This is a genomic window from Arthrobacter sp. MYb221, from assembly GCF_002979835.1.
Classification (GTDB): domain Bacteria; phylum Actinomycetota; class Actinomycetes; order Actinomycetales; family Micrococcaceae; genus Glutamicibacter.
The window spans coordinates 97,082-119,944 of the sequence record NZ_PCPW01000006.1; the positions used below are offsets into that span (position 1 = coordinate 97,082).

The 22,863-nt window shown below is 60.1% G+C and carries 18 protein-coding genes and 1 riboswitch; of the genes, 6 read left to right on the plus strand and 12 right to left on the minus strand.

Annotation, left to right across the window (positions count from 1 at the left end; all coding sequences use genetic code 11):
• Nucleotide 1: 1 nt before the first annotated feature.
• The 5 genes from CQ015_RS09245 to CQ015_RS09260 all read right to left on the minus strand — a co-directional run bounded on the left by CQ015_RS09245 (nt 2) and on the right by CQ015_RS09260 (nt 5,524).
• Nucleotides 2-538, minus strand: coding sequence for a hypothetical protein (locus CQ015_RS09245; protein WP_105649971.1), 537 nt, complete (start codon nt 536-538; stop codon nt 2-4).
• Between the two features lie 1,039 nt (nt 539-1,577).
• Complete coding sequence (locus tag CQ015_RS19365; RefSeq protein ID WP_258138188.1) at nt 1,578-1,703, minus strand: hypothetical protein; 126 nt, start codon at nt 1,701-1,703, stop codon at nt 1,578-1,580.
• Between the two features lie 304 nt (nt 1,704-2,007).
• A complete protein-coding gene (locus tag CQ015_RS09250) occupies nt 2,008-3,099 on the minus strand; it encodes an SDR family oxidoreductase (protein ID WP_105649972.1) in 1,092 nt (363 codons plus the stop codon).
• A 705-nt stretch (nt 3,100-3,804) separates the two neighbouring features.
• Nucleotides 3,805-4,974 carry a glycerate kinase gene (locus CQ015_RS09255; protein WP_105649973.1) on the minus strand — a complete coding sequence of 390 codons (1,170 nt, stop codon included), beginning with the start codon at nt 4,972-4,974 and terminating at the stop codon, nt 3,805-3,807.
• Between the two features lie 109 nt (nt 4,975-5,083).
• Nucleotides 5,084-5,524 (minus strand): MarR family winged helix-turn-helix transcriptional regulator, encoded by a 441-nt coding sequence (locus CQ015_RS09260; protein ID WP_096257478.1) that lies wholly within the window; start codon nt 5,522-5,524, stop codon nt 5,084-5,086.
• Nucleotides 5,525-5,617: 93 nt separating this feature from the next.
• Between CQ015_RS09260 and CQ015_RS09265 the strand changes: the two genes are divergently transcribed.
• The 3 genes from CQ015_RS09265 to CQ015_RS09275 all read left to right on the plus strand — a co-directional run bounded on the left by CQ015_RS09265 (nt 5,618) and on the right by CQ015_RS09275 (nt 11,645).
• Complete coding sequence (locus tag CQ015_RS09265) at nt 5,618-7,066, plus strand: MFS transporter (RefSeq protein WP_105553942.1); 1,449 nt, start codon at nt 5,618-5,620, stop codon at nt 7,064-7,066.
• A gap of 194 nt (nt 7,067-7,260) precedes the next feature.
• A riboswitch (TPP riboswitch) is annotated at nt 7,261-7,368 on the plus strand.
• On the plus strand, nt 7,366-9,108 hold the full coding sequence (gene thiC / locus CQ015_RS09270; protein ID WP_105649974.1) for a phosphomethylpyrimidine synthase ThiC: 1,743 nt from the start codon (nt 7,366-7,368) through the stop codon (nt 9,106-9,108). It overlaps the preceding riboswitch by 3 nt.
• A 1,031-nt stretch (nt 9,109-10,139) precedes the next feature.
• Nucleotides 10,140-11,645, plus strand: coding sequence for a SulP family inorganic anion transporter (locus CQ015_RS09275; RefSeq protein WP_105649975.1), 1,506 nt, complete (start codon nt 10,140-10,142; stop codon nt 11,643-11,645).
• A gap of 18 nt (nt 11,646-11,663) precedes the next feature.
• Here the strand turns inward: CQ015_RS09275 and CQ015_RS09280 are convergent, their stop codons facing one another.
• Complete coding sequence (locus CQ015_RS09280) at nt 11,664-12,128, minus strand: GNAT family N-acetyltransferase (protein WP_105649976.1); 465 nt, start codon at nt 12,126-12,128, stop codon at nt 11,664-11,666.
• A 190-nt stretch (nt 12,129-12,318) separates the two neighbouring features.
• Here CQ015_RS09280 and CQ015_RS09285 point away from each other — a divergent pair, with 190 nt between their 5' ends.
• Both CQ015_RS09285 and CQ015_RS09290 read left to right on the plus strand, forming a co-directional pair.
• Nucleotides 12,319-13,695, plus strand: coding sequence for an MFS transporter (locus CQ015_RS09285; RefSeq protein ID WP_105553946.1), 1,377 nt, complete (start codon nt 12,319-12,321; stop codon nt 13,693-13,695).
• On the plus strand, nt 13,692-14,114 hold the full coding sequence (locus CQ015_RS09290) for a DUF1801 domain-containing protein (RefSeq protein ID WP_105649977.1): 423 nt from the start codon (nt 13,692-13,694) through the stop codon (nt 14,112-14,114). Before CQ015_RS09285 ends, CQ015_RS09290 begins: the two co-directional genes overlap by 4 nt.
• 9 nt (nt 14,115-14,123) lie before the next feature.
• Here CQ015_RS09290 and CQ015_RS09295 read toward each other — a convergent pair whose 3' ends face one another.
• Nucleotides 14,124-15,233 (minus strand): hypothetical protein, encoded by a 1,110-nt coding sequence (locus CQ015_RS09295; protein ID WP_096282686.1) that lies wholly within the window; start codon nt 15,231-15,233, stop codon nt 14,124-14,126.
• Nucleotides 15,234-15,471: 238 nt separating this feature from the next.
• On the opposite strand from CQ015_RS09295, the gene CQ015_RS09300 reads away from it, so the two are divergent.
• A complete protein-coding gene (locus CQ015_RS09300; protein ID WP_105649978.1) occupies nt 15,472-16,122 on the plus strand; it encodes a bifunctional 2-polyprenyl-6-hydroxyphenol methylase/3-demethylubiquinol 3-O-methyltransferase UbiG in 651 nt (216 codons plus the stop codon).
• A 181-nt stretch (nt 16,123-16,303) separates the two neighbouring features.
• On the opposite strand, the gene CQ015_RS09305 is transcribed toward CQ015_RS09300, so the two are convergent.
• From CQ015_RS09305 to CQ015_RS09325, 5 genes are read right to left on the minus strand one after another with little or no spacing between them, the layout of a single operon-like run.
• Nucleotides 16,304-17,788: a rhamnulokinase family protein gene (locus tag CQ015_RS09305; RefSeq protein WP_105649979.1), complete on the minus strand. Its 1,485-nt coding sequence runs from the start codon at nt 17,786-17,788 to the stop codon at nt 16,304-16,306.
• Nucleotides 17,785-19,821 (minus strand): bifunctional aldolase/short-chain dehydrogenase, encoded by a 2,037-nt coding sequence (locus CQ015_RS09310; RefSeq protein WP_105649980.1) that lies wholly within the window; start codon nt 19,819-19,821, stop codon nt 17,785-17,787. The genes CQ015_RS09305 and CQ015_RS09310 overlap by 4 nt, the downstream gene beginning before the upstream one ends.
• Nucleotides 19,822-19,861: 40 nt before the next feature.
• Entirely contained in the window at nt 19,862-21,157 is a 1,296-nt protein-coding gene (locus CQ015_RS09315; RefSeq protein ID WP_181150389.1) for an MFS transporter, read from the minus strand.
• Complete coding sequence (gene rhaI, locus CQ015_RS09320) at nt 21,157-22,329, minus strand: L-rhamnose isomerase (protein ID WP_105569370.1); 1,173 nt, start codon at nt 22,327-22,329, stop codon at nt 21,157-21,159. The genes CQ015_RS09315 and rhaI overlap by 1 nt, the downstream gene beginning before the upstream one ends.
• Before the next feature lie 48 nt (nt 22,330-22,377).
• On the minus strand, nt 22,378-22,713 hold the full coding sequence (locus CQ015_RS09325) for an L-rhamnose mutarotase (protein WP_105649981.1): 336 nt from the start codon (nt 22,711-22,713) through the stop codon (nt 22,378-22,380).
• Between the last annotated feature and the right edge of the window lie 150 nt (nt 22,714-22,863).

The following is a 22,863-nucleotide window of genomic DNA, read 5'->3' on the forward strand; positions in this document are numbered from 1 at the left end:
CTTACTCGGCCTCGGCGCGCTCCTTGACGATTGCCTCGGCCACGCTGGCAACATCTGGCGCGAAAGCGTACAGCTTGCCTGCATCTTGGTGCACCCACCAACGTCCACAGAGCGCGGTGCTCTGCAATTCAGCGTCCGCCGGCCACCAGTCGGCTTCGAGGGTTCGGTAGGTCACGAAATCCTCTGGTGCCATGTCCTTGGTCCGCGAATCGGCGGCGTAGCCTTTTTCCAGTTCCTTGGCGCTGGGAACGCCGGTGTTAGCCAGCGGCTCGCATTTGCCGCTTGGAAGTTCACCTGAGTAGTCCATGGTGAAAATTCGCTCGTGCCCGGTGCTGCGTTGCTCCAGGCGGACGTCGGTTCCACCATTGGGAGCCCAGCTGGGAAGCAACCCGGAAGCTACGCCTTCTGCGGAAGTCTTTGCGGTTTTGGAGGCCGACTGCTCATATTTGTCTTCGGTTAGCTGACTGACGTCACATCCGGTCAGCAGCAAAGTGGTCGGAATGGCTAGTGCTATCAAGGGAACAAGGTTTTTCTTCATCACAACACAAGCCTATGAAAGCCTGTGGCGCCACGTCCTCAGCGGACGGGTGTAACTGTGCGTACTCCAAGTCCACCCCTGGCATGAGATCTCTGGACTCGGCGGTGGATAAGCCTCGGACCGAACCACGCCCCCAGTAGCGGAGGACCATGGAGGCCTGCCCCAGGCCGAGGAACCGAGTAGTCGTCGGTTCGCTCACTGCACGGCCCCCGCAAGTAGAGCCGCATCCTGAGTTCCCAGCGCATTGACGATCGGCGGCGTGCGCCACACCCATCCCCTGCATGCAGAGCTGCTGGATGCTGCAGGCACGTGGATCGCAGTTTCGGTGGATTTGTTTTCAACGCAACACTGCGCACCGACTACGGCCAAAGATCAAGGATGCCCTGGATCCTACAGCCATTCTCCCTCGGGCAAGCTAGGAATCTGGCCCGAACATTCCCGTCAGGAACGCGCTATTGTGCCGATGGCGCCGCATAAAGAATTGCGTCGAGTCGAGGCCAAGACTCCTCAGCCCGAGCCACTAACCCGTCTCTTCAATGCATAAATAAAAAATAATGTCCCGCCGAAGGCTTTGCCTTCGGCGGGACATTATCAAAAAGTACTACATTGCGGGGCTTTAGCCGCCGAGCCCACCGAGAAGGCCGAGAATGATCTCCAAGAGAGTATTGACCAGATCCATGATTCCTCCAGAAAGTACGATGTGAATAAAAGTCCACGTTATCAACGGGTGTTGATGTAAATAAAACTAACAGTGGTCGAGTTTCCTGCGGTGAATATTCTCAATTATTACGAGTTTTATTCTTTGAATATCTAACTAACCTCAGGTAAACAGCATAAATCAAATAAATTTCACCGTGTCAATAATACTTAAGTAGGAGCCCAAAAGACTCAGCTTCTCCCTGATCGATTCATGGAAGTGACTCCTGCGAACGTTCTAGTTAAGCCAGATGATCCATTGGGTTAACAATAACTTTCATGTTCTTGCTCAGCCGATGGAACCTGGAATTCCAGTGAAGTTAAGTACCCAAACCTGCTCCGGCTACAGTTTCGTCATGAACGGGTGGCCTTCGGTGAAATGATCATCGCTCGACTCCATAAACTCGTTCTGATGCTGTGCATCTCGCTCGTCATTGACCATCGCTACGAGAACCTCTTCGGACGTCAAGAGCGCATAGTGCCGAGTTTTACGTACGTCATTCCCAGTTCTGTGCACAAAACTGGGAATGACCCGCCCTCAGCTCAACCGCGATATTTCTCCGCTGGAGAACTACGCCCCGACGCCGGCCCGCAATCCCGCGAAAATTCCCACCTACGGAGATTCCGTTTTCACCAGCCTTTGATCCCCCGCCCAGGCCGGGTAAATGCTTCGATAACAGCGCATTCCCAGCTGCTGCGCCTGTTTATTCTCGACGTGGACGGCTAAGCCGTTGCGGCGACGCTCGTCTCTCTGGCCCCGAGATAGACGCTACTTAGGGGATGAGTTGATCCACGCGATAGCGGTCGAACAGCGCCACGAAAGCATCAAATGTTCGACGATACCCGGTAAAGCCAGCCACCCTGCTCTTCCCCATGTCTGCCACCACTTCTATGTTTCGCCCTAGGTCACCGTCGGCGTGCCACCACGAAGCCATGCGATCCAGCTTTTGTTCCGCCAACCCGTGCTTCAGCGCCAACTCACTCCACTGCCTTTCCCGGCCGCTCATGGCTTGCTCGAGAGGCCGAGGCGCCTGTTGGTAGCCTTCCCATTCAACTCCAAAGTGCGCGGCGAGCTTCGGCCACATCCAGCGCCACCGAAAGACATCGCCATTGACGATATTAAAGGCCTCATTGGCGGCGCCAGGGGTCGTCGAAGCCCAGAGCATATGCTCTGCAAGCAGACCGGCGTCTGTCATGTCAGTCAGCCCGTTCCATTGCATTTCTGAGCCCGGGAAGACGAACGGTTCTCCCGTTTCCTTGCACAGCGTTGCTTGCGTGGCGAGCGTGAGCCCCATATTCATTGCGTTTCCCACAGCATGCCCAATGACGGTGTGCGCGCGGTGCACGGACCAGGTGAACCCCTGCTCGGCGGCCGCGGCGAACAACTCGTCTTCTTGCGCGTAGTAGAAGTTCCGAACGGGCAGCCGCGGTTCTTCTTCATGGAACGGAGTATCCGGCATCTCGCCGGCGGCGTAGGCTTCGAAAGGACCAAGGTAGTGCTTTAGCCCCGTCATCAGAGCCACATGGGCAACCGGCTTGTCCCGCAGCGCGGCCAAGAGAACTCGCAACATGCCTGCGTTGACAGTGATGTTCTCTTCCTCAGAGTCCTGCCGCGACCAAGCGGTGAAGAAGACGTGCGTCGGATGTTCAGAAGCGAGAACGGCCGCCACTGATTCAGCCGAAGTCAGGTCCGCGGAAAGCCAGCGCACTCCGTCGCGATCAGCCCCCGGCCTGCGGGACAAGGCAATAACTGACCATCCTGCGGTGGCGAGGGTCTCCACAAGTGCAGATCCTGCGATGCCCGTCGCTCCAACCACGAGCGCTGTGCGTTGTTCACTCTGTACCGATTTGTCATTGATTGCCATACTGGTGCCAAGCTACGATGCAGGCTAGATATTCCCGGCTGTCCGCCCGGTCGCCTGTTTGGAGCAATTCAAAAGATTATTCATCCGCGCGCGCCCACCCTGAGCGACTCGCTTCTGAAGCTACGCCACTCCCCACCTCGGCATCTCAGACTCGAAAGATTGGCCTCAAAAACAGCTGAATTTCACGGTTCCTGGCTCCATACACACCACGATTTCCGGGCCGACCCAGATTGTTCGCCCTAGACTTCCCCTCCTACGCAACCAGCTACGTCCTGAACTACGCGTTCAGGAAGCGGACGGTTCGTGCGGAGAACAGGGGAGCCTCGCCGCGCCGTTACACAACAGTTCACCAGCCCATCGCGCATCGCGATCCAGGGCCGAAGCAAGAATCTCTGCATGCTCCTGTTCAACATCGCGTTTCACGTCACGGGCGTCTGGTCCTGCGCAACGCCCATAGGGCTGGATCCGGACCGAGGCGTTTGTGTCGGGTCCGTCTGCAGCGGCACACCACGGCCACTCGCCCAATTTGGTGTGAAAATCTTGGTGTGAAGGATTCAACTCAGGTGTGTAATCATTCGGGTCTTCTGCCGAACTACGCGGGGAGCCATGCGGACAGTGGCAAATATTACGAGGAGCCGGTGCGCGTGATCATGAATGCCGGATTGCTCAGCGCCGATCCGGCAAGCGCCCGAATAGGCGCCTACTTTAATGCAGGTAAGTGCGCGCCACCTGATATGCGGTGCGCCGGATGAGCTCCAAAGCCTGCGATGAAAGCTCACCGAGATCGGCCGGGCCCTGTGCTATCGAATAAGCTGCGAGAATTCCCGACTCGGCGAGCAGCTCCTCGGCAAGGTCTACGGATCCGGCGATCACGATAATGTCTGCATCTCTGCGCGCAGCCTGCAGCACCCCGCTGACCACCTTGCCCTGCAGGGATTGCGAATCCAGGCGCCCCTCACCGGTAAAGACCAGCTGCGCGTCGGCAAGAATCTGGTGCGCGTTCAAAGCCTGCGCTACCAGTTCCCACCCGGGCACGAGCTCAACCTCGCAGTAGGATCCAAGGCAGAGCGCCAAGCCGCCGGCGGCTCCCATGCCGGGCTGCTCGCGCAGCTTTCGACCGGACGCGGTTTCCAAGGTGTCAGCGAGCCGAGCCAGTCCCGCATTCAGTGCTTCCACTTCCTGGGGCGAGGCGCCCTTTTGCGGTCCGAAAACCGCGGCGGCCCCGTTTTCTCCCAGCAACGGATTGGTGACATCGCAGGCGATCTGCCATTTGACTCGAGAAGCTCGCGAATCCAGACCGGAGATATCGATGCTCGCCAGGTCGTTCAGCGCACCACCGCCCGCAGCCAATTCTTTGCCCTGAGCATCGAGGAACTTCGCACCCAGAGCTGCGAGCAATCCAGCTCCGCCATCGGTGGTGGCCGAGCCACCAAGACAAAGAATGATTCGCTGCACTCCAAGCTCCAAGGCTTGAATGACAAGTGGGCCCAGCCCAAAAGTGGTGGCTTGAAGTGGTTGCCGCGGTACGTCACTGACCTGGGGCAATCCCGCGGCTTCCGCCGCCTCGATCACGGCGATCGTTCCGTCTGCAGACAACCCGAAACGCGAGTTGACGGTCCTGCCCAGCGCATCGGTTGTTTCAACGACCTTCGCTTCGGTTCCCCAAGCGTCGATCAACGCATCGAGGGTTCCCTCGCCGCCATCGGCAAAGGGAACGGCGGTGATCGATACCGTACGGGCCACAGAGGTAGCAGCCGCATTCACCCCTGCGGCGATCGCGTCCGCGACTTCGCTGGCCCGGGCGCTGCCTTTGAAGGAGTCCGGAACGATTGCCACATTTAGTGGTTGGGCCGCGGCTGGCGTGCGCTGTGTCATGGACTCAACATTAGGTGCTCTTGAATCCCGGGAATATAGGCAGACATACATACTTTTGAGCACCAGCGAGCTGATTTATATGCATTACGCACCCTTGACGCGTAGCCGACTATTTACCGCCCTGCTGTTCGCGGTAGTCCTCGATTGACGCATTGAACTTATGCAGAAGTTCTGCGAATTTGTTGACTTCTTCGGCCGGCCAATCCGAGGTAATGCGGTCGATTGCGCTGACCGAATGCTCGCGAACCTCCGTGAGCCGCTGCTGCCCCAGTTCGGTCAAGGCAAACTTTCGCGCAACACTGCCCGCCGGATCGAGGATTCGTTCGAGATAGCCGTCCCGCACAGCGGTGGTGGTTTGACGTTGCAGGGTCGAGGCGTCGAGGAGAAAAACCGTGCTCATTTCACCGATCGACATCGGCCCCTGGACTTCGATGCGGCTCATCAGCAGATAGACGCTGCGATCCAAGCCATCACCGCTTCGGCGCTGCGCGATGGTGTAGCGGCTGAGCAGCGTTTGCTCATACTCGATATCTGCTGTGCGGCGTTTCATGTACCTAATTCTCCACTTCTACTCATTCGATCATACCCGAACATGTATTATGAACATTTTATGTATCTTACACATTCACTCTGAGAGGCTCTCGTGTCCAAACCCACCTCTGCCGGGATTCCCGGCTCAGGTCTAGCCGTCGCCGTTCTCGCCTCCGCGGGCATCGCTTCGTCGATCACCCAGACCATGGTCACGCCGCTGATCCCACAGCTGCCCGGCATTTTTGATACCTCAGCCTCAAACACCGCGTGGATCATCACCGCCACGCTACTTGCAGCCGCGGTGGCAGTACCAATTTCCGGGCGCTTGGGCGACCTCTTTGGCAAACGGCGCATGCTGCTCATCCTGGCGCTGCCACTGATCCTCGGTTCCATCGTGTGCGCCATGGCCCCCACGGTGGAGGTCATGATCGTCGGCCGCGCACTGCAAGGCCTAGGCTCGGGCATGGTGCCACTGGGCATCGCCATGCTGCGTGACCTTGTCCCGAAGGAACGCCTGTCTTCGGCCATTGCCACGGTCAGCGCCACGCTGGGCGTCGGTGGCGCCATCGGCATGCCGATTTCCGCCGCCGTCATTGATTTCGCCAACTGGCGCGCCCTGTTCTACGGCAGCGCGGTAGTCACGCTGCTGGTAGTTGTCGCCATCTGGAAACTCATTCCTGCCCTGCCGGCCGGCGCCGCCGGACAGCGCTTCGACTGGCTGGGCGCCATTGGGCTGGGCATTGGCCTGATCTCGCTCATGCTTGCCGTCTCCAAGGGCTCCTCTTGGGGCTGGGCGGCACCGCTGACGCTGGGCCTGTTCGGAATGGCCGCCCTCACGCTGTTGATCTGGGGCATTTGGGAAACACGGACCAAGGATCCGCTGGTTGACCTGCGCACCGCTGTTATTCCGCGCGTGCTGCTGACAAATATCGCCTCGATTTTCGTCGGCTTCGGAATGTACGCCAGCATGCTGGTCATGCCACAGATCCTGCAGCTGCCGTCGCAGACCGGCTATGGCTTGGGCCAGTCGATTCTCGCAGCCGGCCTCTGGATGGCTCCAGGCGGCCTGATGATGCTGGTGCTCTCCCCTGTCGGCGGGCGGCTTTCCGACGCACGAGGCCCGAAGTTCACGCTGGTACTTGGCGTTTCGGTCATCGCCGTCGGCTACTGCCTGACCCTGCTCGGCATGGGTAGCGCGTGGAGCCTGATGCTCACCAGCCTCGTCATCAACGGTGGTGTGGCTCTGGCCTACGGCGCCATGCCGGCGATCATCATGGGCGCAGTCCCCCGCAGCGAAACGGCTGCGGCCAATGGCTTTAACACGCTGATGCGTTCGCTGGGCACGACCACCGGCGCCGCGGTCATCGGCCTGGTGCTGGCCCAGATGACCACCGATTTCGGCGGAGCTTCACTACCGTCAGAATCCGGATTCCGCGTGGCGCTGATACTTGGAGCTGGCATTTCCGTGGTCGCGGCAATCTTGGCGGCCTGCATTCCCAGCGCCGCGAAGAAGACCGCGATCGAAGTCGACGCGTCGCAGGAACTCAGCCTGAACAAGTAGTCACCCCGGCTCTTCGGAATTGCCGAGTTTATGCTCAGCTTTGACATAGAAACCCCGGGTAATGTCGTAGACACCTCCTTGAAGGTGCGAGTGATGATCGTAAGGCTCCCGTTGGATATTGCCCAATGGGAGCTTTTCACTTTAAAGTTTCTCGTCTTCCTTGCAAGTCCACGTTGCCAGTCGTGATACCTTGTTTGAGACCACACGGGTGCCCTCGCAGGGGCTGAGATCGGGCTAACGCCGTCCGCGACCGTTGAACCTGTCCGGGTAATGCCGGCGAAGGAAGTGAGTTTCCCACAGTGGAACAATTTGAACAGCACTCTGCCCACACCATTGCCTACCGTGAGTCTGCGGGAATTTCGGTTCCTGTCACGCAGATCCAGCTGGCAGATGCCCCCAACGGCGAGCCGAACGAACCGCTGCAGGTGTACCGCACCAGCGGCCCGGGAAGCGACCCGACCACGGGGCTGAAACCATTTCGAGAGTCGTGGATTCGTGAGCGTGGAGATGTCGAGACCTATGCCGGGCGTGAGCGCAACCTGCACGATGATGGCAGATCCGCGGTCCGCCGCGGCACGGCGAGCGCCGAATGGGCCGGGCGCTCGGCACCACCGTTGCGTTCGGCACCCGGGACTCGGGTCACCCAGATGCACTACGCACGGCAAGGGGTCATCACCCCGGAAATGCGCTATGTGGCCCTGCGCGAAGAATGCGATGTCGAGCTGGTGCGCAGCGAGCTAGCGGCCGGCCGGGCAATCCTTCCGGTGAACATCAACCATCCGGAATCCGAACCGATGATCATCGGCAAGGCCTTCTTGGTAAAAATCAACGCGAACATCGGCAACTCGGCGGTGACCAGCTCGATCGCCGAGGAAGTCTCCAAACTCCAGTGGGCTACCAAATGGGGTGCCGACACGGTGATGGACCTTTCCACCGGCGACGATATCCACACCACCCGTGAATGGATCATCCGCAACTCGCCGGTTCCCATCGGCACCGTCCCGATCTACCAAGCACTAGAAAAGGTCAACGGCGAAGCGAACGAACTGACCTGGGAGATCTTCCGCGACACGGTCATCGAACAGTGCGAGCAGGGCGTGGACTACATGACCATTCATGCAGGTGTGCTGCTGCGCTACATCCCGCTGACCGCCAACCGGGTCACCGGAATGGTCTCCCGCGGCGGGTCGATTATGGCCGGTTGGTGCCTTGCCCATCATCAGGAGAATTTCCTTTACACCCACTTTGACGAACTCTGCGAGATTTTCTCTCGTTACGATGTCTCATTCTCCCTGGGCGACGGGCTGCGTCCAGGCTCCATCGCGGACGCGAATGATGCGGCCCAGTTCGCCGAGCTGGATACCTTGGCGGAGTTGACCAAGCGTGCCTGGAAATATGATGTTCAGGTGATGGTCGAAGGCCCCGGGCATATCCCTTTCCATCTGGTGCGCGAGAATGTGGAACGCCAGCAGGAGCTTTGCGACGGGGCGCCGTTCTACACGCTCGGCCCGCTGGTCACCGATATCGCTCCGGGATATGACCACATCACCAGCGCAATCGGCGCGACCGAAATCGCCCGCTATGGCACCGCGATGCTCTGCTACGTCACGCCCAAAGAGCACCTGGGCCTGCCCAACCGGGATGATGTGAAGACCGGGGTGATCACCTATAAGATTGCGGCGCACGCGGCGGATCTCGCCAAGGGCCACCCGGGCGCCACGGCGCGCGATGATGCGCTGAGCAAGGCGCGCTTCGAATTCCGCTGGAATGACCAGTTCTCCCTTTCACTGGACCCCGTTACGGCGCAGGAGTTCCACGACGAGACGTTGCCGGCGGAACCAGCGAAGACCGCGCACTTCTGCTCAATGTGTGGCCCGAAATTCTGCTCCATGCGGATCTCCCAAGACATTCGGGATGAATATGGATCCGCCGAGGCACAGGCTGCATTGGCCGGGATGGCTGAGAAAAGCCGGCAGTTCCTTGAAAGCGGTGGCAAGGTATATGTCGGGGAAGAGATACCTGTTGGACCCGGCACGCTCTAGAACCGGGAAACCCGAAGCGCAGCCAAAGTGCCTGCACAGAAAGCGCGCTTAGAGTTATAAGTACCTCATTGAAGGTGCGAGTGATGATCGTAAAGCTCCCGTTGGATTGTATCCAACGGGAGCTTTTCAATTTTGGCCGTTCAACCCACTGTGCGGCACGAGCCCGGCGGTTCCAACCCAAGGCCAGGACTCTGTCGACGAAATGATCGGCAAACTTTTCCGGTCGCTCCGGTGTCGATTGCCGAGCGGGCCGACAAGACCTTAGACTCAAAATTCCGCGCTTGCCCGAGAAGCTCCAATAGCCAACACCCAGATCATTTACTCGGTAGTTCTTTTTCTTTCGCCTCCAGATGGATCCTAGGTTCCGGCGCCAGGTAGTTCGACTGCAAGCTACCCGTTGCTTGAATACCGAGCCAAACCAAAGCTCCAGCATAGAGTCGTATCTTAGAGTGGAATTACCTCATTGAAGGTGCGAGTGATGATCGGGAGCATCCCGCCGGGCAACCGGCGGGATGCTCTTGTTAATCGGCAAGATAATCCTCGTCAGCGGGCCGATAGTTGATTGTCGGGTTATCTCGCGGAATTACTCAGCTCCAGCACAGAGTCGACTCTTAGTCTGGAGTTACCTCATTGAAGGTGCGAGTGATGATCGTTAGAATTCCCGCCGGCTTAGCCGGCGGGAATTCTTGGTTAAGCCGGGCGCCCTCGAGCGGCGAGGCATTTCGTAAGAAAACGGTGGTGACAATTGGGCTCCGACCATGTCCCTCACGCCCACACCACGGTGCACACGAGCTTCCCGGGTTGAAAATCCCACACCGATCGCCAATAGAAATAAAACGTTGTCCACAGAGGCAGCGTAGTTCGGGGCATCCATCGGGGCACTCATCGAAGATTGCGTTTGGGGCTACTCGCCTCGGACATGTAGTACGCATCATGCACGCGGCGCTGGCTGAGGCTTCGGCAAATGAGATAATTTTGTCAGATCCCCTCCGCATTTTCGATTCGGGGATGTCTAACTGAATGGAGCCCCTATGGCGACCGTGGCCACCGACCTGACCCCGCTAGAGCGCCAATCCGTATGGCGCACGCTGAAGTCCCCGAGACTTCTGAAAACCGAGCTGCTGGCCGGGTTAGTAGTTTCCCTAGCATTGATCCCGGAGGTAATCGCCTTCTCGATCATTGCCGGAGTGGACCCCAGAATCGGCATCTTCGCCTCGTTCACCATGTCGATCGTGATCGCTTTTACCGGTGGCCGTCCTGCAATGATCTCCGCGGCTGCCGGCGCGGTGGCCCTCGTGGTTGCTCCCCTGGTGCGAAGCCATGGGGTGGACTATCTGTTCGCCGCGGTCATTCTGGCCGGAATCTTTCAGGTCGTCCTCGCCCTGCTAGGTGTGGCGAAGCTGATGCGCTTCATCCCCAGACAGGTGATGCTCGGCTTCGTCAACGCCTTGGCCATTCTGATTTTTCTCTCACAGATGCCCGAGCTGACGGCAGTGCCGTGGGTCGTCTACCCGCTGGTGCTGCTCGGTCTCGGCATAGTCTATTTCTTCCCTAAGATCACCAAGGCGGTTCCCGCCCCGCTGGTCGCGATCGTGGTGCTGACCCTGATCACCGTGTTCGCCAAGGTCACCGTGCCTACGGTGGGAGACAAGGGAGAACTGCCCGATTCGCTGCCTTTCTTCATCATCCCGCAGGTTCCCTACACCATGGAGACCTTGAAGGTAATCGCGCCCTATGCGTTGGCAGTCGCATTCGTTGGCCTGCTGGAATCGCTGCTGACGGCCAAACTCGTAGATGACATCACCGACACCCCGTCAAGCAAGACCCGAGAATCGTGGGGCCAGGGGACCGCCAATATCGTGACCGGATTCTTTGGCGGAATCTGCGGCTGCGCCATGATCGGCCAAACCATGATCGGGGTGAAGGCCTCCGGCGGGCGTACCCGCATCTCCACCATGTTCGCCGGCGTATTCATGCTCTTGCTTGCAGTGCTCTTCGGCGACATCGTGGCGCAGATACCGATGGCGGCGCTCGTCGCGATCATGATTTTCGTGTCGTTCACGACATTCAATTGGCACAGCATCCGCCCGAGCACACTGAAGATGATGCCCAAGAGCGAAACCGCGGTCATGGTTGTCACCGTGGTTTTCACCGTGGCCACCAACAACCTGGCCATCGGTGTGGGCCTGGGCGTTCTCACCGCGGTGGTGCTCTTCGCCAACCGGGTGGCGCATTTCGTGACGGTCAAACGCAGCGTCACCGGGGTGGAAGACGGCCAAGCGGCCATCTACACCGTCGACGGCGAATTGTTCTTCGCTTCCTCCAACGACCTCTACACCCAGTTCGACTACGCCGGGGATCCGCAACGGATCATCATCGACATGTCCGCCTCCCATCTGTGGGACGCCTCCACGATCGCAGCGCTGGATTCCGTGACGGACAAATACGAGAAGTACGGCAAGCAGGTTCAGGTACTGGGCCTCAACGAGGCAAGCCTGAGAATGCGTGAGCGTTTGGGCGGGAAACTCGGCGGCTAAGGCGCAGCAGCGCCCGATTCAGTCGAGCCGATGATGCATGAAGACGCTGTGCGGGTCCTCGGCATAGGAACCGAACGCTTCGCAAACGGTGAACCCGGCCGAGGCATATAACTTGCGGGCAGGAATGAAATGATCGTGTGTTCCCGTCTCCAAATAGAGCTCGCTGATGCCGGTCGCACGGGCCTGCCCGATCAGACGTTCCAGCATCGCGCGGCCTAATCCCCTGCCGCGGTGCGCCGCTGCGGTGCGCATGCTTTTCAACTCGGCTCTCGACTTGTCCAGGTTCCGCAACGCCCCCAAGGCTACGATCTGGCCTCCGAGGTAGCCGGCAAATATCGTCATGTCATTTTCCCCGAGCTGTGTGCTGTTCAGCGCGTGCCGGCTTTCCGGCGGCGCGGTCGGGCTCAGCTCACGCAAATGCTCGGAGATCGATAATTCCACGGCCGGATCGGCGGCGCTGACTTGCCTGAAGATGATTTCCATATTCATAGCCTTGCAACATCCGATGACAACCTGATTTCCCGGATGTGACCTGCCGAATAATTATTTGCGCGAAGGCAAGTGAGCCAACAAGTTCTGTTGCTCCCTATCCGACCCGCTGACATTGTCGGTAGTTGTCAGTATTCTTTTCACTACTACACACTGGCGCACCATATGAACATGGGACCCTCCGATGACCGATGTACCTCCGGATCGTGAACTAGACTCGATCGCGCCGAACCCAGGGGTTCCACGCGACGGGCAGCGATCCTTCATGCATATCCTCGTCAACACCGCCGTAGCAAACCTCACCACGAGCTACTTGTGGTTTGCGCTGACGTTCTGGGTCTACCTCGAAACCGAAAACGTGATGGCCACCGGAATCATCGGCGGTACCTTCATGCTGCTGATCGCGCTGTTCTCCATGGTGTTCGGAACCATCGTGGATAACCACAAGAAGAAATCGGTGTTCGTGTTCTCTGCGGTGTTCACCGCTCTCATGTTCACTTTGGCAGCGTTGATCTACCTGTGGTTGCCCACCGAAGCCATCCTGAATATCGGCGGTTGGCAATTCTGGTTGTTCTGCGGCGTCATCCTCATCGGCGCCGTGGTTGAGCAGATGCGTGGCATCGCCTTGTCGACCACCGTAACCCTGCTGATTCCCGTGGAACGCCACGCCAACGCCAATGGGCTGGTCGGTACGGTGCAGGGCATCGCATTCATCGTCACCAGCGTGTTCAGCGGGCTGTCCATTGGCCTGCTGGGCATGGGGTGGACGCTCACCCTGGCGTTGGTTCTGGTCGTGGTGACGCTCGTACATTTGCTGACGGTATCGCTGCCCGAGGAAGCACCCGAGGTGGAACCGGGGCATACCAAGCGAACCGACCTCAAACTCGGATTCACCACCGTTCTGGCTATCCCGGGCCTGTTCGCCCTGATCATTTTCTCCATGTTCAATAACTTCATCGGCGGGGTCTACATGGCGCTGATGGATCCCTATGGGCTGACCATCATGAGCGTAGAAGCCTGGGGCATCGTCTTTGGCCTGGCTTCTACGGGTTTCATCATAGGCGGCCTGCTCATCGCCAAGTTCGGCTTGGGCAAGAACCCGATTCGAACCCTATTGCTGGCCGTGGTGGTGATGGGCATGCTCGGTGCGCTCTTCACCATCCGAGAATGGACCTGGCTCTACATCGTGGGGATCTGGTTGTACATGATCCTGATCCCGGCGGTTGAAGCTTCCGAGCAGACCGTGATCCAGAAAGTCGTGCCCTTCCGGCGGCAGGGACGGGTCTTCGGGTTTGCGCAGATGATGGAGGCCGCGGCAGCGCCCATCACCGCATTTATGATCGCCCCGGTAGCCCAGTACCTGATCATTCCGTTCATGAAGACCGAAGAGGGCGATGCAAGCTTCGGTTGGCTTGTTGGCCAGGGCGATGCACGAGGTATCGCGCTCATCTTCCTCGGCGCGGGACTAATCATGGTGGTTGTGGCCTTGCTGGCCATGAGCAGCAAGCAATACCGCAAGCTCTCTCGAATTTTCCAAGCGCCCGAACCGGTGACCACGTGAGCACCGCGAAAACCCGACCTACCAACGCAAGCGTGGAGGACTTCATCCAGTCGGCCACCCCGATAAAACGACGCGAAGACGGCCAACTGCTCAACAGCATCTTTCGCGAGGTCACAGGGGCTGAACCGGTGCTGTGGGGGCCATCGATTATTGGCTACGGGCAGTACACCTACGTCTCACCATCAAACTCCAGGAACACCGGAATCTGGCTCAAGACCGGTTTCTCTCCCCGCAAGGCGCAACTGTCCATCTACGGGTTGAAAGATCAGGAAGCTGGCGCACAACTGCTCCCCCGGCTAGGAAAATACACCGAGGGAGCAGGCTGTGTTTACGTGAAAAAGCTGGAGGATATCGAGATGGAGATCCTGCGTCAGCTCATCAAAATTGCTTTCGCCAGAGCGGAGGATTCCCCGGAGTAGCCGGCAAGCCTATTCCGATTCTTCGATCAGGCTCTCCGCTTCGCTCAGGCCTGCAGAAATGACCGGTAGCAGTCGCTCGTCAACACCGTACTCTTCGCCCTTGACCTGAAGCAGCCCGAACGCCGCCAGCGAGGCCAGTGCCTCACGAGCTTCGGGAAGAACCGCGTCGAAGTTCTTCGGACCGCAATTGCGGCGTAGCCCTTCGAAGTCAGCCTCACGGCCGGTGACGGCGGTGACCAGCAGATTCCGCAGCACCAGGAAGAATGCTTCGTCGCGTTCGGTGAAGGCATCGTTAGGGATAAGGTGGCTTTGCACGCAGCCGACGCCCATCTCGAAGAGCAGCTGCGCGCTCTCGGATTCTTCGCCTTCGACAAAGTGCGCGAAGGCCTCTTCGTCGCGAACGATCTTGCCGCCGGAAGGGTCAACAACTGAGAGTATGGCCGCGTTCCAGACGTGGGCGAACACATCCGGGGCTGGCTCGTCGACCTTCACCGTCGCCGCGTCCACACCGACCGCGTTCATCACGCGAACCCGTGCCTCATTGTCGGCTTCGCTGAACGCGCTGATGTCCACGCCGTCTCCCAGAGCTTCGGAGAAGGCCTTGACCTTGGCGTACAGTTCAGTGCCGCGCAGCAGTGCGCACAGCTCCGCGTCTTCCTCGGCGAAACCCTTCAGCGCGTCGTCGAGCAGTTCACGTAGTTCGGTGAGGTTCTCTTCCCCGCCTTCCCAGGTTCCACGGGAGGTCAGGAAGGAGAAGTAGTCCAGCCAGGCGGTGAAGATTGGCTCGGCTTCGAGGCCCTCAGGCAGGTTCACCAAGAATTCGGCGAATACCTGTCCGAAGAGCTCTGGGTCGATATCTCGCAGATTGGAGCTGCGCGCCAGTTCGGCATATTCGGCGCCGACCGAGCGCACCACGCCCAGCTGGATCTCAGCGATCTGAGCGGCTTCCGCGGCGCCGAAGGCCGGCACGGTTTCGGTGACCCACGCGGCGTAGTCCTCGCGCATCGCATCTACCGAAATTTCTGCCTGGACTTTGAAGACGCTGCGGCCGCGCTGTGCTGCTTTTGCGGGGTTTCCTGCGCCCGAGTTCTTCTTGCCCTGCTTCTTTTTGCTGGCCATGAAATGTCCTTGGTTCTTGTGCGGATTCGTTTTGTTAAAGCCTACGGGCTGAGCCCGGCTCGCACTCATTCGCTCCGCATCCACCGGGGTGCGAATTATCTCGAACTTTGGCTCTCCACGAGTGAATTTCATCGATTGCGATCCCACTTTTTGCGCGTGAGGCAAATTCGGATGCCAGCATCGCGGAATCACCTTAGGCTGAAGGCATTACTTTCAATGATCGCTAAGCGGGGACTCAATGCACGAACACCACCACACCACAGCACCGGACGCGGTGGCCTTCTGGGAGAGCCACTACGGACAGTCCGAACGGATCTGGTCCGGGAACGTCAACAAAATGCTTGCCGAGATCGTGGCAGATCTTCCCGCGGGCAGGTCTCTGGACTTCGGTTGCGGAGAGGGTGCAGACACCATCTGGCTGGCGAACAAGGGATGGCAAGCAACCGGTGTCGATATTTCTGCGACCGCGGTTGAACGGGCACGCTCCGCGGCAAAGGAGCAGGGACTCAGCGAGAAAGACGCCAGCTTCATCGCGGAGGATCTCACCACCTGGGACAGCGAAGAGCGATTTGACCTGGTGACCCTGAGCTTTTTCCAAGCCCCCTTCGAAATTCCGCGGGCAGAAATCATGCAGAAGGCCGCCTCGCTCGTAGCCCCGGGCGGGCATTTGCTGGCGGTTTCGCACGCCGCGGCCCCCTCCTGGGCCTCCAACGAACAAATGGCTCAGCATCGATTCCCCACCCCGGATTCCGAGCTGGAATCGCTGAGCCTGGACTCGAATGCGTGGACAATCCTGCGAGCCGAAATTGTCGAACGCGAGGTCACCGATCCCGACGGCAAACCGGCGACCTTGGAAGATACTGTCGTATTTGTGCAGCGCGGCAACTAGGCACGGTCAACACACTCGCCGAAGGCAGCCGCCGAATTTGCGGCTGCCTTCGTTTGCGCCAGTTTTGTCTCACGGCGCATTAAAGTACAAGACCTAGCGAATGAAGAAGATCTTCGTTCACTAGGTCTTGGCACTATTCATGGGCTATGAACAGCGCTGATACGAGATGCCCACACGGATCTCATACCAAGTTTTTTGCCAGCCTGGGTTGGTAGCTCACCCAATCAACAGATTTTCGTACCAGCTCACGAACTTCCCCCGTGGTCCAGGGGCGCGATTCCATGGCACGCAATTGCACCAGCACATTGCCCAGGGCCGTGCATTCGACCGGTCCGGCGATGACCGGGATTCCCGCACGATCGGCGGTACGCTGGCAGAGCAAACTGCCTTGCGAACCACCACCCACAAGGTGAATCGTGTCAGGCACAAACCCGCCAAGTGCTGCGGCCCTAAACGCCTGGGTCGCGAAGCTCTCGGCGAGGGACTCGATCACGATTCGAATGATCTCAGCCCGGGATTCCGGCTTCTTGCCACCTGCTTCGATGACCGCGTCGCTGATCCGTTCGGGCATTGCCCCGGGAGCCAGGAAGCTATCGGCCTGCGGGTCGATGAGCGTGTCAGGGACCCCCAGCTGTTCGGCCTGCGCCAAGAGCTGCTCCAGCTTCACGCTGTCGCTGCCGTCGGCTTCGGCCTGCTCATTCCATTCTCGTATTGCCTCGCTGAGCAGAAAAGTTCCGGTCATATTCTTCAGGAATCTGACGGTTCCGTCGAGGCCCAGCTCGTTGGTGAAACCCGCTTCCTGCGCACGTGGCTCAAGCACCGGCGACTGGAGCTCAACCCCCACCAATCCCCAGGTGCCGCACGAAATATAGGCCGAATGCGCGCTCGTCAACGGGGTGGCCGCCACGGCGCTTGCCGTGTCGTGCGAGGCGACAGCGAGCACCTTGACCTCAGCGTGGGCACCGAACTCGCGAGCCAGCGATCCGCGCAAGGTTCCGACAACTTCACCCGGGCGAATCAAGGGAGCTAGCAAGTTAGCGACTTGCAAATGCTCGCTCAGTTCCGCGTCCCACGTCCCGGAATTCAGGTTCAACAGCCCGGTGGTGGAGACATTGGTCCACTCGCTGCGCGCCATTCCCGTCAACAAATAGTTGATGTAGTCCGGGACCAAGAGCAGCGTATCGGCTTGGGCCAGCCGGGATTCTTGCCGTTCGGCTTCCAGCTGATACACCGTATTAAAAGGCAGGAACTGCAAGCCGTTGCGGGCAAACAACTCCTTTCGGTCAAAGTTGGCTTCCAGCGCCGGGACGGCGAGCTCATTGCGCGGATCCCGGTAGTGGCGTATCTGCCCCAGACGTTGCCCATTTTTCAGCAGCGCATAGTCCACCGCCCACGAGTCCACGCCGATGGAAGCGATGTCGGGTTGCTGGGCGAAGGCCATCGCCAACCCGTGGCGAATTTCTTCCCACAGCTGGTCGATGTCCCAGGCCAGCGCTCCGGTGTCCGCCCCGTCTCCCAGCGTGGACAGCGCAACCGCGCCGTTGGCGAAGCGATGCACCAGGCTGAGTTCGACCTTGCCGTCCACCAGCTGGCCGAGCATCACTCGGCCGCTGGTGGCGCCCAGATCGATCGCCGCAACCGGCGCAGTGCCCAAATACGAACTCATCGCAGGAAGGCCGCCGCAACGCCCGAGTCAACCGGGATGTGCAGGCCGGTGGTGCGGGTCAGTTCCGGACCGGTGAGCACGTAGACGGCGTCGGCCACGTTTTCCGGGACCACTTCGCGCTTGAGGATGGTGCGGTTCGCGTAGAACTGGCCGAGGTCTTCCTCATTCACTCCGTAGGTGGCGGCGCGGTTGGCGCCCCAGCCCGAGGCGAAGATGCCCGAGCCGCGCACCACTCCATCGGGGTTGATACCGTTCACGCGGACCCCGTGTTCGCCCAGTTCCACGGCCAGCAGGCGCACCTGATGGGCCTGGTCGGCCTTGGTGGCCGAGTAGGCGATGTTGTTCGGGCCGGCGAAGACGGAGTTCTTGGAGGAGATGTAGATGATGTCTCCGCCCATGCGCTGGTCGATCAGCGCCTTGGCCGCCGCCTTGGAGACCAGGAAAGAGCCCTTGGCCATCACGTCGTGCTGCAGGTCCCAGTCCGCTTCGGTGGTTTCCAGCAGCTTCTTGGACAGCGACAATCCGGCGTTGTTCACCACCAGGTCGATACCGCCGAAGGCGAGCACCGCGGCGTCCATGGCCGCCTGGACAGCGGCGCCATCGGCCACATTCGCGGCGACTCCGACGGCCACATCGGCGTTGCCCAATTCCGCGGCCGCGGCCTGCGCCTTGGCCAAATCCAAATCGGCAATGACTACGCAGGCCCCCTCGGAGGCCAGCCGGGCAGCGATCGCCTTGCCGATGCCGGACGCGGCGCCGGTCACCAGGGCGATGCGCCCGGCGTGGCTCTTCGGCTGAGGCATGCGGGCCAGCTTGGCTTCTTCCAGCGCCCAGTACTCGATGCGGAACTTCTCCGCGTCGGAGATCGGGGTGTAGGTTGACAGGGCCTCGGCGCCACGCATCACATTGATGGCATTCAGGTAGAACTCGCCGGCCACGCGAGCGGTCTGCTTGTTGGCACCATAGGAGAACATGCCAACGCCGGGGATCAGCACGATCAGCGGATCTGCACCGCGGATGGCTGGGGAGCTTTCATCCTTGTGGGCCTCGTAGTAGGCCTGGTAATCGGCACGGTATTCCACGTGCAGTTCGCTCAGGCGGGCCAACTGCTCCTGAAGGGTAGCGGTGGCCGGAAGATCCAGCACCATTGGCTTGATCTTGGTGCGCAGGAAGTGGTCCGGGCAGGAAGTGCCCAGTGCGGCAAGTTCGGCTAGTTTTTCGCTCGCCAGGAAATCAAGGACTCGCTCATCGTCGGTGAAGTGGCCAATCATCGGCTTGTCCGTCGAGGCCAGACCGCGCAGGGTCGGGGCCAGGGCGGCGGCGCGAGCCCGGCGTTCGGCTTCCGGCAGTGCTTCGAATCCGGGCAGCTGGGCACCGAATGGCTGGGCCTTGCCGTGTTCGCGGATGTAGTCCGCCGCGGTGTCGATGATCCACAGCGAGTTGGCTTCGCATTCCTCGGACGTCTCGCCCCATGCGGTGATGCCATGTCCGCCGAGAATGCAGCCGACTGCGTTCGGGTTTTCATCCTTGATTGCGGCAATGTCCAGTCCCAGCTGGAAGCCCGGGCGGCGCCAATCAACCCAGAGCACCTTGTCACCGAAGATTTGCGCGGTCAGCTCCTTGCCATCCTTAGCTGTGGCGATGGCGATGCCGGAATCCGGGTGCAGATGATCCACATGGGGCGCATCCACCAGGCCGTGCATGGCGGTATCGATAGAAGGTGCGGCTCCGCCCTTGCCGTGCAGGCAGTAGTCAAAAGCCGCCACCATCTCATCTTCGCGGTCCACGCCCGGGTAGACCTTGGCCAACGAGCGCATCCGGTCCAGCCGCAGGGTTGACAGGCCCTTCTCGGTCAGGGTGCCCAGGTCTCCGCCGGATCCCTTGACCCAGAGCAGCTCAACCTGTTCTCCGGAGACCGGGTCGGACGCGAAGCCCTTGGCCGAGGTGTTGCCTCCGGCATAGTTGGTGTTCTTCTTGTCCGCACCGAGGCGGTTTGAACGGGTAATGAGCTGTTCTGCGGTGCTGATGGTCATGGTTTCTCTCGACATGTCTGTGTTCAATCCTTGAGTCGTATTAGGCGTTGATCTTGGTGCCGTAGCGCTGGGCTTCGATTTCTTCGAGGGACTTGCCGCGGGTTTCCGGCGCCCAGATGGTGCCGATCAGCAGGGCAACTACCAGCAGGCCGATGATCAGCAGGCCGAGCTTTTCCAGCCCGATGCCGGAAAGCAGGACCGGGAAAACCAGGGACAGCAAGCCGACCAGGACGCGGGCGAGCATGAACAGCACGCCCTGGGCGCTGGCGCGGTATTTGGTGGCGAAGAGTTCCGCGGTCCATAGGCCGTAGAAGGCTTGGGCTCCCAAACCGGCGGAAATGCCCCAGGCGCAGGCGAAGAACAGCAGCGAGAAGGCTCCCGGAGGGGCGAAGATCAGCACAACCCAGGCGGCAACGCCCAGGGCGGCTCCGCCAAAGTACAGCCAGCGGCGCGAGACGCGGTCCCCGTACTTCATGAAGCCGAAGTAGGTGGCGGCCGCGGTGAGCACCCAGACCAGAACCTGCAGCAGGTTCTGCTGCGTGGCCGATTCGACGCCGGCCGCCGCGTACACGCGTGGCTGGAAGATGCCGGCCTGGCCGGCCACGGTATTCCACAATCCATACACGCCGAGCAGGAAGAACAGCGCCGACCAGTTCTTGCGTTCGGCCAGCAACCCCTTGACGCCGGAGAAGAAGGAGATCTTGGCTCCGGAGGCGATTTCTTCGGCGCGCTGCTGCTTCCAACGGGTGGATTCGGGAAGCCCGCGGCGCACCCACCAGGTGATGGCGGCGACGATGAACAGGTGGAAGAAGATCAGCCGGGACCCATTCACTCCTAGTGGTGCAACCATGATGGCCAGGGCAAAGCCGACCGCCGGCCCGAAGGACCAGGCCAGCTGCGCGGTTCCCACGTGGGCTGCGCGCGACTCCTGCGGAGCCTCCTCGGCAATGTACGTCCAGGAAGCCGGAACTCCGGCGCCCACCGCGATGCCCATGAGGATCACACCGATAATCAGCAGCACGGTGCTGGCGGCGAAGGTAATCATCAGCGCGCCGATCATGAAGACGATCAGGTCGTAGGTGTAGATGAATTTGCGGCCCAGCCGGTCGCACAATGGGCCGCCGATCAGCGCGCCTACCGCGGCACCGAAAGCGTTGGCGGAGATCGCCGCGATGACCCCGACCATGCCGTCATCAAATCCGAAGGCACCCTGCCAAAGGGTCAGGCTGGTGGCCAAGGCAATAATTGCCCCGGCTTCGATGTAATTGCTCATGGCCACGGCAATGGTGGCTTTCCAGCCGCTGATGCCGCGCTTTTTCGTCAGTGCCGTAGTCATCAGGCACCCCACCCGGCCTGCACGCCGCCGGCGCGTTCGGCTTCGATGCGGCTCTGGTAATCCGAGACGCGGAAGGCCTCCATCGGGTCGCCCGGCAGGCCACGCGATTCACGCCAGCTGGCGAGTTCGCTGCGAATATCGGTGTAGAAGGCGTTCATGAAGATGTCGTTGGCGGCCAGCACATCGCCGGCGAGCTGCGCCTCGGTCAACGCAACCCGGTCGATGAGCAACGCCCGAGCGGTCATTTCCTGCACATTCAGTACGCTGCGGATCTGGCCCAGGATCTTGTTTTCCACGTTGTGGCACTGATCGAGCATGAAGGTGATCGGGGTATCGACATCCAGCCCGCCGCCGCGGGCCACCTCGGCCATGATGCGGAAGAGCTGGTACGGGTCGGCGGAGCCGACGATCAGGTCATCATCTGCGTAGAAGCGCGAGTTGAAGTCGAAGGAGCCGAGCTTGCCCAGGCGCAGCAGCTGCATCACGATGAACTCGATATTGGTGCCCGGGGCGTGGTGTCCGGTGTCCAGGCAGACCAACGCCCGCTCGCCGAGCGCGGCGACCTGGGCGTAGGAGGTGCCCCAGTCCGGAACATCGGTGTGATAAAAGGAGGGCTCGAAGAACTTGTACTCAAGCACCAGGCGCTGCTCGCCGGTCAGCCGCGCGTAGATTTCGGACAGCGAATCCGAAAGCCGGTCCTGGCGGCCGCGCATATCTGCCTGCCCCGGGTAGTTCGAGCCCTCGGCCAGCCAGATTTTCAGGTCTTGGGAGCCGGTGGCGTCCATGACGTCTACGCACTCGATATGGTGGTCGATGGCCTTGCGGCGGACTTTCGGATCTTCGTGGGTCAGCGCGCCGAACTTGTATTCGTCGTCCTGGAAGGTGTTGGAGTTGATGGTTCCCAGTTCCACCCCGAGCCCGTTCGCGTGGGCGCGTAGCGAGCCGAAGTCCGCCACCTTATCCCACGGAATGTGCAGGGCCACGGCCGGAGCCAGTCCGGTCAGGCGGTTGACCTGCGCGGCATCGGCGATCTTCTCATAGGCATCGCGTGGGGTGCCCGGGGTGCCGAACACTTTAAAGCGGGTGCCGGAGTTGCCGTAGGCCCAGGAAGGGACCTCGATGGCCAATCGTTCAAGGGTGGTCAGGATCTCGGGGGTCAGCTTAGCGCCCATGGATCTCTCCATTCTTCGGTGGTGGAATTGGTTTGCCGGTGTCGCCGTTTAGAGCTGGGCCAGCTGGTCTTCGAGGTTGAATACCTCGCTCAGGCGCGGCGCACCCTGATCGGGGCGTCCGTCGAGGGAGATGAAGAACTCGGACATTTGCGTTTCCCAGGCCGAGGTGCGTGGATCCGCATCCAGTGCGGCTTGGGCGGCTGCGTCGTCGGCGGTTTCGTAGTAGCCGATCAGCAAGCCATCGGCGCGGAGAAAGAGCGAGTAGTTGCGGCGTCCCGCGTCGTTGATTGCCCGCAGCATCTCTGGCCAGACGGCGGCGTGGCGTTCGGCGTATTCGGCCAGCCGGTCCGGCTTGACCTGCAGCTGAAAACAAACCCTGTTCATGCGTTGCCCTCTTCGTTGAATGCTTGTGACGCTGAGTCGGTGACGATCGCCCCAAAATGAATCGTTTCAATCACCGAACTTCACCGACTTTAGACCAGAACATGGCTCAATTTCAAGCAGAATCCAAAAATCTGCCAAAATTAATTGAAT

Excerpts from the sequence above, each read along its gene's own strand:
- CQ015_RS09325 (WP_105649981.1), bottom strand. The coding sequence starts at position 22,713 with ATGAACAGGGTTTGTTTTCAGCTGCAGGTCAAGCCGGACCGGCTGGCC.
- CQ015_RS09285 (WP_105553946.1), top strand. The coding sequence starts at position 12,319 with ATGACCGATGTACCTCCGGATCGTGAACTAGACTCGATCGCGCCGAAC.
- CQ015_RS09250 (WP_105649972.1), bottom strand. The coding sequence starts at position 3,099 with ATGGCAATCAATGACAAATCGGTACAGAGTGAACAACGCACAGCGCTC.
- CQ015_RS09305 (WP_105649979.1), bottom strand. The coding sequence starts at position 17,788 with ATGAGTTCGTATTTGGGCACTGCGCCGGTTGCGGCGATCGATCTGGGC.
- CQ015_RS09260 (WP_096257478.1), bottom strand. The coding sequence starts at position 5,524 with ATGAAACGCCGCACAGCAGATATCGAGTATGAGCAAACGCTGCTCAGC.
- CQ015_RS09295 (WP_096282686.1), bottom strand. The coding sequence starts at position 15,233 with ATGGCCAGCAAAAAGAAGCAGGGCAAGAAGAACTCGGGCGCAGGAAAC.
- CQ015_RS09245 (WP_105649971.1), bottom strand. The coding sequence starts at position 538 with ATGAAGAAAAACCTTGTTCCCTTGATAGCACTAGCCATTCCGACCACT.
- CQ015_RS09280 (WP_105649976.1), bottom strand. The coding sequence starts at position 12,128 with ATGGAAATCATCTTCAGGCAAGTCAGCGCCGCCGATCCGGCCGTGGAA.
- CQ015_RS09255 (WP_105649973.1), bottom strand. The coding sequence starts at position 4,974 with ATGACACAGCGCACGCCAGCCGCGGCCCAACCACTAAATGTGGCAATC.
- CQ015_RS09315 (WP_181150389.1), bottom strand. The coding sequence starts at position 21,157 with ATGACTACGGCACTGACGAAAAAGCGCGGCATCAGCGGCTGGAAAGCC.
- CQ015_RS09275 (WP_105649975.1), top strand. The coding sequence starts at position 10,140 with ATGGCGACCGTGGCCACCGACCTGACCCCGCTAGAGCGCCAATCCGTA.
- rhaI (WP_105569370.1), bottom strand. The coding sequence starts at position 22,329 with ATGGGCGCTAAGCTGACCCCCGAGATCCTGACCACCCTTGAACGATTG.
- CQ015_RS09310 (WP_105649980.1), bottom strand. The coding sequence starts at position 19,821 with ATGACCATCAGCACCGCAGAACAGCTCATTACCCGTTCAAACCGCCTC.
- CQ015_RS09300 (WP_105649978.1), top strand. The coding sequence starts at position 15,472 with ATGCACGAACACCACCACACCACAGCACCGGACGCGGTGGCCTTCTGG.